Annotated in this window: 16 protein-coding genes; 1 reads left to right on the forward strand and 15 read right to left on the reverse strand. The window is 55.2% G+C overall.

All coding sequences use genetic code 11. The features are described 5' to 3' along the window. Positions 1-195: 195 nt before the first annotated feature. From RB620_RS16430 to RB620_RS16475, 10 genes are all read right to left on the reverse strand, one after another. Entirely contained in the window at positions 196-1,530 is a 1,335-nt protein-coding gene (locus RB620_RS16430; RefSeq protein ID WP_308096070.1) for a pyrimidine-nucleoside phosphorylase, read from the reverse strand. Between the two features lie 89 nt (positions 1,531-1,619). Continuing rightward, positions 1,620-1,805, reverse strand: coding sequence for a Spo0E family sporulation regulatory protein-aspartic acid phosphatase (locus RB620_RS16435; protein ID WP_308096072.1), 186 nt, complete (start codon positions 1,803-1,805; stop codon positions 1,620-1,622). Between the two features lie 110 nt (positions 1,806-1,915). Beyond that, on the reverse strand, positions 1,916-2,743 hold the full coding sequence (locus RB620_RS16440) for a purine-nucleoside phosphorylase (protein ID WP_308096074.1): 828 nt from the start codon (positions 2,741-2,743) through the stop codon (positions 1,916-1,918). Between the two features lie 64 nt (positions 2,744-2,807). Next, positions 2,808-3,998: a phosphopentomutase gene (gene deoB, locus RB620_RS16445; RefSeq protein ID WP_308096075.1), complete on the reverse strand. Its 1,191-nt coding sequence runs from the start codon at positions 3,996-3,998 to the stop codon at positions 2,808-2,810. 22 nt (positions 3,999-4,020) lie between these two features. Beyond that, the gene (gene xerD, locus RB620_RS16450; protein WP_308096077.1) at positions 4,021-4,914 is read right to left on the reverse strand and encodes a site-specific tyrosine recombinase XerD; all 894 of its coding nucleotides are present in this window, start codon (positions 4,912-4,914) and stop codon (positions 4,021-4,023) included. 134 nt (positions 4,915-5,048) lie between these two features. Further along, positions 5,049-5,282 carry a DUF4227 family protein gene (locus RB620_RS16455; protein WP_308096079.1) on the reverse strand — a complete coding sequence of 78 codons (234 nt, stop codon included), beginning with the start codon at positions 5,280-5,282 and terminating at the stop codon, positions 5,049-5,051. 141 nt (positions 5,283-5,423) lie between these two features. Continuing rightward, entirely contained in the window at positions 5,424-6,563 is a 1,140-nt protein-coding gene (gene ald, locus RB620_RS16460) for an alanine dehydrogenase (RefSeq protein WP_308096080.1), read from the reverse strand. A gap of 194 nt (positions 6,564-6,757) precedes the next feature. Beyond that, positions 6,758-7,213 (reverse strand): ferric iron uptake transcriptional regulator, encoded by a 456-nt coding sequence (fur, locus tag RB620_RS16465; RefSeq protein WP_308096082.1) that lies wholly within the window; start codon positions 7,211-7,213, stop codon positions 6,758-6,760. Between the two features lie 93 nt (positions 7,214-7,306). Then, positions 7,307-7,930 (reverse strand): stage II sporulation protein M, encoded by a 624-nt coding sequence (gene spoIIM / locus RB620_RS16470; protein WP_308096084.1) that lies wholly within the window; start codon positions 7,928-7,930, stop codon positions 7,307-7,309. 107 nt (positions 7,931-8,037) lie between these two features. Continuing rightward, the gene (locus RB620_RS16475; RefSeq protein ID WP_308096086.1) at positions 8,038-8,616 is read right to left on the reverse strand and encodes an NUDIX domain-containing protein; all 579 of its coding nucleotides are present in this window, start codon (positions 8,614-8,616) and stop codon (positions 8,038-8,040) included. Positions 8,617-8,750: 134 nt separating this feature from the next. Between RB620_RS16475 and RB620_RS16480 the strand changes: the two genes are divergently transcribed. Further along, positions 8,751-8,981 (forward strand): hypothetical protein, encoded by a 231-nt coding sequence (locus RB620_RS16480; RefSeq protein WP_308096088.1) that lies wholly within the window; start codon positions 8,751-8,753, stop codon positions 8,979-8,981. Here RB620_RS16480 and RB620_RS16485 read toward each other — a convergent pair. The 5 genes from RB620_RS16485 to RB620_RS16505 all read right to left on the reverse strand — a co-directional run bounded on the left by RB620_RS16485 (position 8,950) and on the right by RB620_RS16505 (position 14,318). Then, complete coding sequence (locus RB620_RS16485; RefSeq protein ID WP_308096089.1) at positions 8,950-10,089, reverse strand: M20/M25/M40 family metallo-hydrolase; 1,140 nt, start codon at positions 10,087-10,089, stop codon at positions 8,950-8,952. The two genes, RB620_RS16480 and RB620_RS16485, sit on opposite strands and share 32 nt — an antisense overlap. Before the next feature lie 167 nt (positions 10,090-10,256). Continuing rightward, on the reverse strand, positions 10,257-10,961 hold the full coding sequence (gene lipB, locus RB620_RS16490; RefSeq protein WP_308096091.1) for a lipoyl(octanoyl) transferase LipB: 705 nt from the start codon (positions 10,959-10,961) through the stop codon (positions 10,257-10,259). A 19-nt stretch (positions 10,962-10,980) separates the two neighbouring features. Then, positions 10,981-12,279 (reverse strand): dihydrolipoamide acetyltransferase family protein, encoded by a 1,299-nt coding sequence (locus tag RB620_RS16495; protein ID WP_308096093.1) that lies wholly within the window; start codon positions 12,277-12,279, stop codon positions 10,981-10,983. A gap of 21 nt (positions 12,280-12,300) precedes the next feature. Then, positions 12,301-13,284, reverse strand: a complete 984-nt coding sequence (locus tag RB620_RS16500; protein WP_308096095.1) for an alpha-ketoacid dehydrogenase subunit beta — start codon at positions 13,282-13,284, stop codon at positions 12,301-12,303. Next, a complete protein-coding gene (locus RB620_RS16505; RefSeq protein ID WP_308096097.1) occupies positions 13,284-14,318 on the reverse strand; it encodes a thiamine pyrophosphate-dependent dehydrogenase E1 component subunit alpha in 1,035 nt (344 codons plus the stop codon). The genes RB620_RS16500 and RB620_RS16505 overlap by 1 nt, the downstream gene beginning before the upstream one ends. Between the last annotated feature and the right edge of the window lie 49 nt (positions 14,319-14,367).

Raw genomic sequence — 14,367 nt, forward strand, 5'->3', positions numbered from 1 at the left:
TGCCGCCTGTTCCGGGATTTGCCTTCACATCCTCCGCACCTATCCTCACGGACTAAGCACTATGTGTCGGCTATGTACTTCCGCCACCTGCGGTGTACTGGAGACTTTCACTCCTTAGTCGAGTGCGCTGCCAAGCGCACAAAAAACCGCCAATCGGATGACGCCCGATTGACGGTTCTTCTATTCATAGCGATTTCATTGAGCAAACCGGCTGACGCCGGCTGACGTCACGACGGCTAGCAAAAGCGGCTTGTTCTGCGATGCGTTCGGCTCGATCCGGTACGCTTCCCGGACGCGATCGGCCACATTGTCCGTATCGCCCTGCTCTTCGCGCACATATAACGTTGCGATCGAATCGCCTTCGCGGACTTCGTCGCCTACTTTCTTGCGCAGCACAAGTCCGACTGCGTAATCGATCTGAGCGTCCTTCGTCGCCCGACCGGCCCCGAGTATCATGGCAGCCAAACCAAGCTGCTCCGCTTGGATCGCCGTCACGTACCCGCTTGTTATCGCTTGTACCTCCACGGTCCGGGTCGCTTGGGGCAGCCGGCTTGGATCGTCGATGACGGAACCGTCTCCGCCTTGCGCCTCCACGAACGCCTTGAATTTGGCCAAAGCCTTGCCGTTGCTCAGCTGTTCGCGAAGCAATCCCTTCGCTTCATCGAAGGACGAAGCGGCTCCTCCCAAGACGACCATATGCGAGCCGAGCACCAAGCACAGCTCGGTAAGATCTTCGGGTCCTTTTCCCTGAAGCGTTTCGATCGCCTCCGCCACTTCGAGCGCGTTGCCGATCGCGAACCCGAGCGGCTGATCCATGTCGCTGATGACCGCTGCCGTCTGCCTGCCGACTTCCGTCCCGATCGCAACCATCGCCGCCGCCAGCTTCTCCGAATCTTCCAGCGTCTTCATGAAGGCGCCGCTTCCGGTCTTCACGTCGAGCACGATCGCGTCGGCACCCGCCGCAATTTTTTTGCTCATGACGGAGCTTGCGATCAGCGGAATCGACTCGACCGTCGCCGTAACGTCCCTGAGCGCGTACAGCTTCTTGTCCGCCGGAGCCAAGTCGCCGCTTTGCCCGATGACGGCTAACCCGATGTCGTTCACCTGGGCGATGAACGAATCGCGGGACAACTCCGTACGGAAACCATCGATCGACTCCAGCTTGTCGATCGTGCCGCCCGTGTGGCCAAGCCCTCTGCCGGACATCTTGGCAACGGGGACGCCGACGGAGGCAACGAGCGGTCCGATGATGAGCGTCGTCTTGTCGCCGACGCCTCCCGTGCTGTGCTTGTCCACTTTAACGCCAAGAATCGGTGATAAATTCACTTGGTCCCCGGATTCGGCCATTGCCAATGTAAGCGCGGCGGTTTCTCTTTCGGTCATCCCTTTGTAGTACACCGCCATTGCCCATGCCGACATTTGGTAATCGGGAATATCTCCGCCGCTGTATCCTTTTATTAAGAAGGAAATTTCCGAAGCGCTCAGCTCTCCGCCTTCCCTCTTCTTGTGTATCAAATCGACTGCGCGCATGACGGCCTCCTTATGTATCCCTGTGCGTTAGTATAATGGTTGTTCCAAATGCCCGCTTTTGATCGCGAAGCCTTTCAGGCAGCCTATTCTTAGCTCGTTTTGGAGAAGGCGCGGCTCTTATAGAGCGACAACCTTTCCGATTGTACTTGGACAATGATCTCGTCAAGCGACTGGCTTAACACCAGCACGTCTTGATGAAGCAGATCCTGTTCCAACAATGCCGTCTCCACCATTTCACCGCGAAGCTTCTCCAGCTCCAATAAAAGCTTGTCCATGATTTCGTCCACTCCATCATTCTATAATCATGGACATTATACGACGACCGCCATGAAAAACACTGTCACAATGAGTCGAGCCAATTGTTACAATTGTGTTACAATCCTGTCTACATTTTGGAGATTAATGCCGTCACAAGACCCAAAAATTGGGACTTGACTCGTTCGGCCGTTTCCATGACTTCTTCATGAGAAAGCGGTTGGTCCAAAATTCCGGCAGCCATGTTCGTAATACAGGAGATTCCGACTACTTCGATCCCTGAATGGCGCGCCGCAATCACTTCTGCCACGGTCGACATTCCGACAGCATCCGCACCGAGCGTGCGCAGCATCCGGATTTCGGCTGGCGTTTCGTACGACGGACCCATTAATCCTACATAGACGCCTTCTTTCAAAGCGTATCCTTGAGAGCTTGCGATTTCCTTCGCCGTCGCGCGCAGCCTTTTGCTATAAGCTTCGGACATGTCCGGGAATCGAACGCCCAGCTCGTTGTCGTTAGGTCCGATGAGCGGGTTCCGTCCGGTCAAGTTAATATGGTCGGAGATGAGCATCAGGTTGCCGGACGCGAAGTCCAGGTTAATGCCTCCGGCCGCATTCGTCACGAGCAGCGAACGGACGCCGAGCGCCTTCATGACGCGTACCGGGAATGCCGTCAGCTCGGGACCATATCCTTCGTACATATGGAATCGGCCGCGCATGAGCACAACCGGCTTGCCGGAAAACGTACCAAGCAACAGCTCGCCCGCATGGCCTTCGACAGTAGAGACCGGAAAGTGTGGAATATCATGGTAAGGAATGACGACCGGCTGCTCTAGATGATCGCCAAGGACGCCTAGACCGGAACCCATGATCAAGCCGATCTCGGGCGTCAGGCTCGTTTTCTCGCGGATATATTCCGCCGCTTCTTTAATATGCGCGCTTGTTAATTGATTCAACATAATGGATTTGAATCTCCCTTCGGTTCATGGAACGAATTAATTTGCCAGAACAAGTCTATTAGCGTTACTCGGCTTCCGTCCGAAGCTCGGACAAGAAGCTCCTGCCGTTCGGAGGAGCGCTTACGCCGAAGTTTTCGGCGATCGTTGCGCCCAAGTCGGAGAACGTTTCTCTTACCGGAAGCTTTGCCGGTGCTGGGAACGCGGGGCTGTAGGCCAGAATCGGCACATACTCCCTCGTGTGGTCCGTGCCCGGATGTGTCGGGTCATTGCCGTGATCAGCGGTTACGACCAGCAGATCCTTCGGACCCAGCTTGCTCTTCAGCTCGGGAAGCGCTCGGTCGAACTCCTCAAGCGCCGTGGCGTATCCTTGCGGATCTCTGCGATGGCCGTACAAAGAATCGAAATCGACGAGATTCGTGAACAACAGCCCGCGGAAAGGCTTGTCCAATTCGTCGATCGTTCGCCGGATGCCGTCAGCGTTGCTCTTGGTCGGCTGCGAAGCCGTAATGCCTTCCCCATCGAAAATATCGTAAATCTTGCCGATCGAGATCACGTTGTAGCCGCCGTTCTTGAGCGCGTCAAGCACCGTCGGCTCCGGCGGCTTCACGGCGTAATCATGTCGGTTCGGCGTGCGCTTGAATGCGCCCGGCTTGCCGACGTAAGGCCTCGCGATGACGCGGCCGACCGTAAACCTGTCATCCATCGTCAGCTCGCGGGCGATCTCGCATGCCCGGTACAGCTCTTCGAGCGGGATTACGTCTTCGTGGGCGGCGATCTGAAAGACGCTGTCCGCGGACGTGTAGACGATCCAGGCGCCCGACGCCATTTGTTCCTCCCCAAGCTCGTCCAATATTTCCGTGCCACTGGCGGACTTATTCCCGATGACCTTCCGTCCCGTCCGTTCTTCGAACGGTCCGATAAGCTCGGGCGGGAAGCCGTCAGGGAACGTCTGGAACGGCACTGTAAGCTTGAGTCCCATCAACTCCCAATGACCCGTCATCGTATCCTTGCCGACGGAGACCTCCGCCATCTTGCCATAATAAGCCCCCGCCTCTCCCTCAGCGGGCTTCCAATCGCCGATCGAGGCAATTCGGTCAAGCCCGAGCTCCCTCAGATGTGGCAGATCCAGCTGCGGAACCTCCCTTGCGATATGGCCAAGCGTATGGGAACCGACGTCACCGAATTGCTCGGCGTCCGGCAATTCTCCGATCCCGACGCTATCAAGCACGATGACGGCAATACGTTCGAATTTCATGATGCGATTCATCCTCTCTATGCTAAGCGCGGGGATGCGCGCTGCGATAAACATCCTTCAGCCGCGACTTGCCGGCCTGCGAATATTTGAGCGTCGTCGAAATATCCGCATGCCCGAGCAGCTCTTGCACCGTTCGCGCGTCCGCGCCATTATCCAGCAGATGCGCAGCGACCGAATGCCTTAACGTATGGGGCGTTATTTCTTCTTGGATTTGCGCCTCTCTGGCGTACTTCTTGATCATCTTCCAGAAGCCTTGCCTCGTCATTCTCGTGCCAAGGTGATTCAGGAACAGAGCCGATCCGGCCTCCCGCCCAGTTATTAACGCGTCCCGGCCGCCATTGCCCAAATACTGCTCGAGCGCGGCGCCGGCATGGCTGCCGAACGGAATGATCCGCTCCTTGTGCCCGCTTCCGATACATTCGATATAACCGAGGGTCAAATGCAAATGTTCGACGTTCAGCGATACGATCTCCGATACTCTGATTCCGGTGGCGTATAACAGCTCGAGCATCGCCTTATCGCGTTTTCCCGCCGCGCTGTCCGTCTTCGGAGAATCAATAAGCGCGCTGGTCACGTCGACCGTCAACACTCTAGGAGGCTTCTTTTCTTGCTTCGGCGATTCCAAGTAAACCGCCGGGTCCCGAACGATGACGCCGCTCAGCAGCAGATGGTGGAAAAAGGCGCGCACGGCAACGACGCGACGAGAGATCGTTGCCGCTTTCAGCCCTTTTTCTTTGAGCAGGTGCATGTACGTCGCGAGATGCTGACGCTGTACAGCTTCCCAACCGCCTATTCCATTCTCCTCGCAATAGGAGAAACAAGAATTCAAGTCTCTTTCGTAAGACGCCACGGAATTGGCGGATAACCCTCGTTCAAGCTGCAGATAACGAATATATTGTTCTAATTGAGCTTTCATCGTGACTTCCTTTCGCGCATGCCGCTTCTGACTGGATGGACTCCCATGTGATTCAACGCCCAGCCTGTATTTTCCTTCTTTTTTCGCTATAAAGGAAGTGATAAAAACTTCTATCGGAGAAAATTTAACACCGGCTACTCTCCGTACCAATAAAACCATCGCAGCCGATCCGCCGAGTTGCCTTTCTCGGGCGAGGTGGGGTCGTGTTCGAACACTTTCATCGCGTCGCCGCGCGGCTTCTGGTACGGATGAACGGGCGATACCACGTCCAGCAGCCAACGATAACCCCCGGCGGCGATCATAAGCAACACCGCAAACAGAAGGATGAACAACAACCGGCTTACCCAGCTTTTGAACGATACGACCATCCTCGTCCTCCCCCTTCGCACGAGCGACTTGCGCGGAAGCCATAAGCATGATCGTTCGCGCAAGAACTGTTCGTACAAGCATATGAGAGGATTTAACCGGATATGTCGGAAAACACAATGCTAATCGCCTCGTTGTCCTGATTAAGGTTCAAGTCGATCGTACGAAATGCTGTCCAGCCATTTGCCTATCGGCGTGTACGCGATTCCGGTCGCCTGCGCCACCGGTTCGTTCATCAACTTGCCCGCATGCGTATTGACGCCTTTCTGAAGCGGTTGGCTCCTCCTGACGGCTTCCCAGCCGGCATTGGCAAGGTCGAGCGCATACGGCATCGTAACGTTGGTCAACGCGAACGTCGACGTTCTGGGTACGGCTCCGGGAATGTTGGCAACGGCATAATGAACGACTCCGTGTTTGATATAAACGGGGTCCTTATGCGTCGTCGGCCGGTCAACCGTTGCAATAGAGCCGCCTTGGTCGACCGCTACGTCAACGATAACCGCGCCTTTCTTCATTCGTTCCACCATCGGCTCCGTCACCAGATGCGGCGCCTTCGCTCCCGGGATCAATACCGCCCCGATGACGAGATCCGCATGGCTAACCGCCTCTGCGATATGGTACGGACTCGACATTAACGTCCGAATTCGGCCATCGAAGACCTCGTCGAGATAACGCATCCTCTCCGCGCTCCGTTCGATAATAACGACGTTGGCGCCCAGACCTAACGCCATCCTGGCCGCGTTCGTGCCGACGATTCCGCCTCCGATCACGACGACCTCCGCAGGCGGAACGCCCGGTACGCCGCCGAGCAGCACGCCGCGGCCGCCATTGAACGCTTCCAAAAATTGAGCGCCGACCTGCACGGCCATTCTGCCCGCCACTTCGCTCATCGGAATGAGCAGAGGCAGACTGCCGTTCGGCAGCTGGATCGTCTCGTATGCGATCGAGGTTACGCCGCCATCCAGCAGCGCCTTGGTTAGCTCAGGAGCGGCAGCAAGGTGCAAATAAGTGAACAACAACAGTCCATCTCGAAAATACCCGAATTCCTCCTTAAGCGGCTCCTTCACTTTCATGACCATATCCGCCGCCCACACTTCGGATGCTTGGGCTGAGATGACCGCCCCTTCCCGTACGTAATCTTCGTCAAGGAAGCCGCTGCCTTCACCCGCTGTCGTTTCTATGATGACGTCATGTCCGCCTGCGACCAGCATCGTTACGCCCGCGGGCGTCAATGCTACGCGGTACTCGCTTTGTTTGATCTCTTTGGGCACACCGATTCTCATCTTGCCTTCGCCTCCTGTTCATACATCCTCAAGCGTACCATTTCCAGCACGGGCTTAAATTATGTGTATGCCGGAAGCATGAAGAGGGATTATGGTCGCCGCCTCCGCATGAACCGTAAGAGAACCGAAAATCGAGTATTTTTTAATTAAAAAAGCTTCGTTATCCATGGAGCGGATGACGAAGCCGTCTATGCTTAGTTCGGATGGTCGTTCTTATCCCGGCAGCGTCGACAGATGCCTTGGAAGTCAAGCCGATGATCCACCACAAAAAATCCGTAATCCTGTTCCAGCCTCTCTTCCAACGGAAGCAGCCAGTCGTCCTTTATCTCGTCCATCGTGCCGCATTGGACACAGATGAGATGATGGTGATGATGCTTGCTGTTATCCGCCCGCAGGTCGTAACGAGCAACTCCGTCGCCGAAGTTCATCTTCTCAACGACATGCATCTCGCTCAGAAGCTCCAGCGTCCGGTAAACGGTGGCAAGACCGATCTCAGGCGCTTTGTCCTTCACTAACATAAAGACGTCTTCCGCGCTAAGATGATCCTCTTCGTTCTCCAATAAAACGCGTACCGTCGCTTCGCGTTGCGGGGTTAACTTGTAGCCCTGCGATTGCAATTGCTGCTTAATATTCTCGATCCGGGCTTCCATGACTTCCCCCCTGCCAACATGTCGCATCCAGTATACGGAAACGTCATCTTCAATTATAGGGGGAAGGCTTGCGGAAAGTCAAACAATTCTCTGTCAAATCGTGCCGTTTGATGGGGGAAGATAAACCGATGCCCAACCAATCAGGGCAGGCGACAAATAGGCTTCGAACAGAGCCGCCCCGGCGAACAGAAACATCATGATCATCGTCGTGGACGTCAGCATGCCGAGCTGCGGAAGCAGCCCTTCCTTCTGCTGCTGCAGCATAAGCCTATGCTTCACGACATAGACGGCGAACGAGATGGCCGCGGCGCTCGAGATGATCAGAGCGGGAACCGCAATAATGTTTTGGGGGACAACCGAGATGAAAAAAAACACGATCCCTTTCCACCCGTATTGCTGGATCAACACGCCGATCGCGAAACCGATCAATGCGCCTTTCAAAAAATTAAGCGCGAGTATCCCGGGGATCCCGATCACCGTAATGCCTAGAATCCAGATCAGCATCATCCATTTGAAATGAAACCAGAACCGATCCCAGAACAGTTCTTCCGCGCTTAAGCCTGCGCCGCTGTCTACCGACTGCACGTAACGGCTGATCTCGCCGGCCAGCTCCTGCTGCTGCTCCAGCGTAAGCGCGCCAACGATCAAAGCGCCGAAGATCGCTCCCACAACAAACAAAACGGAAACAAAAATGTATAGATTCGGGCTGTATTTCAAGGCGAAGCACCCCATTCTCCCCTGGAAAGAATAAACCCTTCCAGCTTCGAAAGGGTTGTCTGCTTCTATCCTATGAGGGATGAGGACGAGTTATGTCGATGATGATGTTAGATTTGCCCCGTTTGCACATATAGCTTCCAAGCGTACACGGCCAGAATCGTCTTCGCGTCGCTGATCCGGCCTTCCGCTATATACGCGTCCGCCTGTTCCATCGTGATCGCTTCCACGAATAAATCCTCGTCTTCGTCCGGATTTGGGGTACCCTTCTCAAGTTCTTCTGCGAAATAGAGATAAAGTTTCTCGTCCGCGAAGCCGGGCGATGTGTAGAAGGCCGAAATTTGTTTCAACGATTTGGCGCGGTAGCCTGTCTCCTCTTCCAGCTCCCTCGCGGCCGCAAGCGCGGGATCTTCATCGCCATCCAGCTTGCCCGCTGGAATTTCGACCTGGAACTTGTCCATCGGCTTTCGGTATTGCTCCACGACGAGCAGCTTGCCGTCAAGCAGCGCCAAAACGGCGGACGCCCCCGGATGCCGCACGATTTCGCGCGTTGCCGTGCGCCCGTCCGGCAATGCGACGGTATCCACCTGAAGCGAAATGATGCGCCCTTGGAAAATCGGCTCCGAGCTTACCGTTTGTTCCCTCCATAATTCCGGTCTTTCCGGTCCATTGTTATTATGATCGCTCATGCGTGCACCTGCGCTTTCGATCGTTATTGTTATTTTGCGTCCGATTCTAACAGAAGTAGCATAACTTGTCCGCTTCCGTCATACCCATTTTATATAGAAACGGTCACGATCCTATACGACGGGAGCGGGTTTAGATGAAACAATATGTATCCGATCATCATCTGCGGGTCATCGGCAAGGGCTGGGAAATACGCCGCGAATTAAACCGATTGGCCTCTTCGGCGGAGGGGGAGGGATTGATGTCCGTCTATACGAAAACGCTCCCGCCCATCCGCGTGACGATCGGCTCGTCGAACCGAACGTTATCCGACCAAACGATCCGCGAGCTCGACCTTAACGAGACGAGCGCTGAGACGCCTTCTTGATCAGCTCGACGACGAGCTGCGCGGTCTTCACAAGATCGTCGGCTTTAATTTGTTCTTTCGTTGTGTGAATATGTTCGTAGCCAACCGCCAGATTGACCGTAGGAATTCCCAATCCGTTAAAAATATTCGCGTCGCTTCCGCCGCCGGAATGGAACGTTCTCGGCGATGCCCCGATCGATACGATCGCTTCCTTCGCAAGCTCGACGACGGCGTCCCCGTCATCGTATTGGTACGCAGGGTAGATGACGTCACTTATGAATTCGCCTTTCCCTCCGAACTCTTCGGCCGCGCTTAGCACGGCTTCCTTCATCTTCTCGAGCTGCGCATCCAGCTTATGCTGCACGATGCTCCGCGCCTCCGCGTCCAGCTTCACGTAATCGCAAACGATATTCGTTGCTCCCCCGCCTTCGAACTTTCCGATATTCGCGGTCGTTTCCGAATCGATGCGGCCGAGCGGCATGCGCGAAATCGCCTTTCCCGCGATTTGAATGGCGCTGATGCCGTCCTCCGGATTGACGCCCGCATGCGCGGATTTTCCGTACAGCTTGATGGTGACCTTCGCTTGCGTCGGCGCCGCCACGGCGATATCGCCGATCTTGCCGTTCGAGTCCAGCGCGTAGCCGAATTCCGCTTCCATCTTGCTTGCGTCGAGCGATCTCGCGCCCAGCAATCCCGATTCCTCGCCGACGGTTATGACGAATTGAACGCGCCCGTGCGGAATGTTGTTTTCCTTCAATACGCGGATCGCTTCGAACATCGATGCAATGCCCGCTTTGTCGTCGGCTCCGAGAATCGTGGTGCCATCGCTTCTTATGTAGCCGTCTTCGTCAAGCTGCGGCTTGATGCCGTTACCCGGCGTTACCGTATCCATATGGCTCGTGAAGAAAATCGTCGGTGCTCCTTCATGTCCCTCGGTCGCTTCGAGCATGGCGAACAGGTTGTTCGCGCCATGGCCCGTCTTCGCAGCCGCGTCGTCCTCCGAAAGGGATAAGCCAAGCTCCGCGAATTCCTTCTTCAGCACTTTGCTGATTTCTTGCTCGAATTTCGTTTCGCTGTCCACTCGAACAAGGTCCATAAATTGCCTTACCAATCGGTCTTTCTGTATCATCCTGTTTCCTCCGTTCTAAGTTTCGTTTACAATAGTAGAGTATCTAACCGAAAGGAGCGTTATACCGATATGCATAGACAGAAGCTGGTTCGCATCGTAGCCATTGTCGTGGTTTCCACGCTGCTGGTCACCACTATTTTCGCAGGCATCGGATCCTTATTCCTGGGTTAGCCGCCATCCATCCGGACAAACCCAAATTGTTTCAAAAAGTATGGCAGCAGCTCATCCGCGGCTTCCTCCACCGTCAGCGCCTTCCCCGTCAGATCGTTAAAGGAGGTGACGCCGTATTGCTGGATGCCGCAAGGCACGATGCCGCCGAATCCTTCGTCCGCGATTCCGGCTTTAATGTTGAGCGCAAAACCATGGCTCGTAATAAAACCTCTGCGATGCCTTGCTTTGTTGAATTTAATGCCGATCGCGGCGATTTTTTCATCCCCGACCCATACTCCCGTATAATCCGGTTTACGCCCCGCCTCTATCCCATGCCCGCCGAGCCAATCGATGATCGCTTGCTCCAGGCTGCGCAAGTAAGCGTGCAAATCCAGTCCCACCGCGTCCAAGTAAAGGAGCGGGTACCCAACAAGCTGACCCGGACCGTGGTAGGTAATATCTCCGCCGCGGTCGATCTCGAACACGGAAATGCCTCGCTCCTCCAGCTCCTCTTGATCGAGCAGCAGATGCTCCGGATGCCTGTCCGACCCAAGCGTATAAGTCGGCGGATGCTGAAGAAGGAGCAGCGTTTCGGCTCGCTCCCCCTGATCGATTTGTTTCACGTACGCCTTCTGCAATTCCCATGCTTCCCCGTACGGAACCGTTCCGATATATCGGGCATCCAGCTTTCCGGAGGCGTAAACTACATCCTTCTCCGTCATGATGGTTATCCCCTATCCATTAATACAATGTGCTTTCCAAATTGAAGCTTTCCAAATTATCTTTGACTCGCTGCAAGAACCTTCCGCAGATGACGCCGTCCAGGATTCGATGATCCAGCGACAGACAGAGATTCGCCATCGAGCGGACCGCGATCATATCGTTGATGACGACCGGCCGTTTTACGATCGATTCGAACGTCAGGATCGCCGCCTGCGGATAGTTGATGATCGGGTAGGACAAGATGGAGCCGAACGAACCCGTATTGTTTACGGTAAACGTGCCGCCTTGCATATCCGATAGAGTCAGCTTCCCTTCGCGCGTCTTCCGGGCGAGTTCGTCGATTTCCTTCGCGAGGCCTGCCACGTTTTTGTGATCGGCGTTTTTGATGACCGGCGTTAATACCGAGTCTTCCGTTCCTACGGCCAGCGAAATGTTAATATCGCGTTTCACGATGATTTTGTCAACGGCCCATGTCGAGTTCATGATCGGGTAATCCTTGATCGCGTTTACGACGGCTTTGAGCAGGAACGCCAGGTAGGTTAAGTTAATGCCCTCGCGTTTCATGAATTCGTTCTTCAGCTTGTTGCGAAGCATGACCAGATTCGTTACATCGACCTCGATCATCGTCCAGGCATGCGGAATTTCGCTTACGCTCTGACGCATATTGCGCGCGATCGTATTGCGAATCGGAGTGACGTCGATAAACGTTTCGCCTCTGCTCGGATTCGAGGAACCTTCGACCTCGATTTTCGGAATTCTTGGCGTTTCGGACAAATGGATGCCCGAAGAACGGACTTGCGCCTTCGGATCCACCCCTGCCTGCGCAGCGGATGCCGGAGCGCTCGCCTTGCCCGAAGCGACGTAAGCGAGCACGTCCTTGCGCGTAACGCGGCCGCCGAGACCCGTTCCCGCCACATCGGACAGACGTACGCCATGTTCGCCAGCGAGCTGTTGAACGGCAGGCGAGAAACGGTTGCGCATCGGCGCGGATTCGTCATCCGCAGTGGCCGGATTTACTTGCAGCGCCGACGAAGCCGATGGAGAGGCTGATTCGACCGCGGAAGCCGAACCGCTTTCCGTCTCGATGATGCAGACCGCCGTGCCGACGGGGACGGTCTCACCGTTGCCGATCAATATTTTCACCAAGGTGCCCGCCACGGTCGAAGGCAGTTCCGCATTTACTTTATCCGTCAATATTTCGCAGATCGGTTCGTAGACTTCGATCCGATCGCCCGGCTTCTTCAGCCATCTATCGATCGTTGCGGATACTAGCGATTCCGCCAGCTGCGGCATCACGATTTCCGTCATTGTTTTCATGTTATCAACTCCCAACTGGTCCTAGTACATAGCCAGCTTCTTCATGGCTTCCTTCACTTTGTCCTTGTTCAGCAAGAAGAATTTCTCCCCGGGCGGGTTGATCGGCATGGCCGGAACGTCGGGGCCGCATAACCGCATAATTGGCGCATCCAGCTCGTAAAGCAGCTCTTCGACGATGATAGCCGCCACTTCGGCGCCTACTCCGCCGGTTTTGTTATCTTCATGGACGATGAGTACTTTGCCCGTCTTGCGTACGGAATCGAGAATCGCTTCCTTGTCAAGCGGCTGAATCGTGCGCAAATCGAGGATATGCGCGCTGATGCCTTCCTGCGCCAGCTCTTCCGCAGCTTGCTCTACAAAACGCAGCGGCATGCTGTAGCCGATAACCGTAATGTCGTCGCCTTCACGAAGAACGTTCGCTTTGCCAATCGGAACGATGTAGTCGTCCTCCGGCACTTCGCCGGAAACAAGCTTGTAACATTTTTTGTTCTCGAAATAGAGTACCGGATCCGCGTCGCGAACCGCGGCCTTCAGCAAACCTTTGGCATCGTAAGGACGATACGGCGCGACGATCTTAAGTCCTGGCGTGCCGAAGAACACCGATTCCGGACATTGGGAGTGGTACAGCCCGCCGAAAATACCGCCACCGATGGGGGCGCGAATGACGACCGGACAGGTCCAGTCGTTATTCGAGCGGTATCGAATTTTGGCAGCTTCGCTAATGATTTGATTCGTTGCAGGGAACATAAAGTCCGAATATTGCATCTCGGCGATCGGCTTCATGCCGTACATCGCGGCTCCGATGGCGACGCCGGCGATCGCGGATTCCGCGAGCGGCGTATCCATCGCGCGCATCTCGCCGAATTGCTCGTGAAGTCCCTTGGTCGTCGTGAAGACGCCGCCCTTCACGCCTACATCCTCGCCTAACACAAATACGTCTTCGTCGCGCTCCATCTCTTCTTTCATCGCAAGCCGAATCGCATCGATATAATCCATAACCGGCATTAGTTCAGCCCCCCTTGCTCGGCATCGCCTTCGTATACGTGATGCATCGTGGATTCCGGCGTCGGGAACGGCGCTTTGTCGCCGTACTCCGTCGCGTCATCCAGCATATTGCGCATGTCGGCAGCAAGCTGCTGCTCGAGCTCATCGTTCCACAAGCCGCAATCGGTCAAATACTGTTTATATTTCGGAATGCCGTCCTTGCCCCGGTGTTCATCAACTTCTTCCTTCGTCCGGTAAGCGAGATCGTTATCCGACGTGGAATGCGGCGATAGCCGGTACATTAACGCTTCGATCAAGGTAGGCCCTTCGCCGGCGATGGCCCGCTCGCGCGCTTCCTTCACGACGCGGAAAACTTCCAGCGCGTCGTTGCCGTCGACCTGAAGCCCCTTGAAGCCGTAACCGAGCGCGCGGTCGGCTACCTTGCCTGCGAGCTGTTTATGAATGGGAACGGATATCGCGTACTGGTTGTTCTCGCACATAAGGATGACGGGGAGTTTATGTACGCCCGCAAAATTGCAGCCCTCGTGGAAGTCCCCTTGGTTGCTGGAACCTTCGCCGAAAGTCACGAAGCTGACTATCGGTTTTTTCTTCATCTTCGCCGCAAGCGCAATGCCGACGGCATGCGGCACCTGGGTCGTCACCGGGCTGGAGCCCGTCACGATCCGCAGCTTTTTGGAGCCGAAGTGTCCCGGCATTTGCCTGCCGCCGCTGTTCGGATCCTCCGCTTTCGCGAATACGGATAACATCAGATCCCTCAGCGTCATGCCGACGGACAATACGAAACCGTAATCCCGGTAATAAGGCAGGAAGTAATCCTGCTCCCGATCGAGCGCGAATGCCGCGGCAACTTGCGCGACCTCTTGACCGATGCCCGAGACGTGGAAATTAATTTTGCCCGCCCGTTGGAGCAGCAGCACGCGCTCGTCGAATTTTCTTGCCATTACCATCGTCTTGTACATATCTACGGCTTGCTCATGGCTAAGCCCAAGCTCCAAATGACGAAATTGCTGACTAGCGGAAGACAATTGGGTCATAACGATAGCCTCCTTATTAAAAATATAAGAAAGTATAAGTTTTCTCTAT

The sequence above is a fragment of the Paenibacillus sp. LHD-117 genome, assembly GCF_030929555.1.
Lineage (GTDB): Bacteria > Bacillota > Bacilli > Paenibacillales > Paenibacillaceae > Pristimantibacillus.

Excerpts from the sequence above, each read along its gene's own strand:
- RB620_RS16480 (WP_308096088.1), top strand. The coding sequence starts at position 8,751 with ATGAAACAATATGTATCCGATCATCATCTGCGGGTCATCGGCAAGGGC.
- RB620_RS16495 (WP_308096093.1), bottom strand. The coding sequence starts at position 12,279 with ATGAAAACAATGACGGAAATCGTGATGCCGCAGCTGGCGGAATCGCTA.
- lipB (WP_308096091.1), bottom strand. The coding sequence starts at position 10,961 with ATGACGGAGAAGGATGTAGTTTACGCCTCCGGAAAGCTGGATGCCCGA.
- RB620_RS16455 (WP_308096079.1), bottom strand. The coding sequence starts at position 5,282 with ATGGTCGTATCGTTCAAAAGCTGGGTAAGCCGGTTGTTGTTCATCCTT.
- deoB (WP_308096075.1), bottom strand. The coding sequence starts at position 3,998 with ATGAAATTCGAACGTATTGCCGTCATCGTGCTTGATAGCGTCGGGATC.
- RB620_RS16485 (WP_308096089.1), bottom strand. The coding sequence starts at position 10,089 with ATGATACAGAAAGACCGATTGGTAAGGCAATTTATGGACCTTGTTCGA.
- fur (WP_308096082.1), bottom strand. The coding sequence starts at position 7,213 with ATGGAAGCCCGGATCGAGAATATTAAGCAGCAATTGCAATCGCAGGGC.
- ald (WP_308096080.1), bottom strand. The coding sequence starts at position 6,563 with ATGAGAATCGGTGTGCCCAAAGAGATCAAACAAAGCGAGTACCGCGTA.
- RB620_RS16440 (WP_308096074.1), bottom strand. The coding sequence starts at position 2,743 with ATGTTGAATCAATTAACAAGCGCGCATATTAAAGAAGCGGCGGAATAT.
- RB620_RS16505 (WP_308096097.1), bottom strand. The coding sequence starts at position 14,318 with ATGACCCAATTGTCTTCCGCTAGTCAGCAATTTCGTCATTTGGAGCTT.
- RB620_RS16430 (WP_308096070.1), bottom strand. The coding sequence starts at position 1,530 with ATGCGCGCAGTCGATTTGATACACAAGAAGAGGGAAGGCGGAGAGCTG.
- xerD (WP_308096077.1), bottom strand. The coding sequence starts at position 4,914 with ATGAAAGCTCAATTAGAACAATATATTCGTTATCTGCAGCTTGAACGA.
- RB620_RS16475 (WP_308096086.1), bottom strand. The coding sequence starts at position 8,616 with ATGAGCGATCATAATAACAATGGACCGGAAAGACCGGAATTATGGAGG.
- RB620_RS16500 (WP_308096095.1), bottom strand. The coding sequence starts at position 13,284 with ATGCCGGTTATGGATTATATCGATGCGATTCGGCTTGCGATGAAAGAA.
- RB620_RS16435 (WP_308096072.1), bottom strand. The coding sequence starts at position 1,805 with ATGGACAAGCTTTTATTGGAGCTGGAGAAGCTTCGCGGTGAAATGGTG.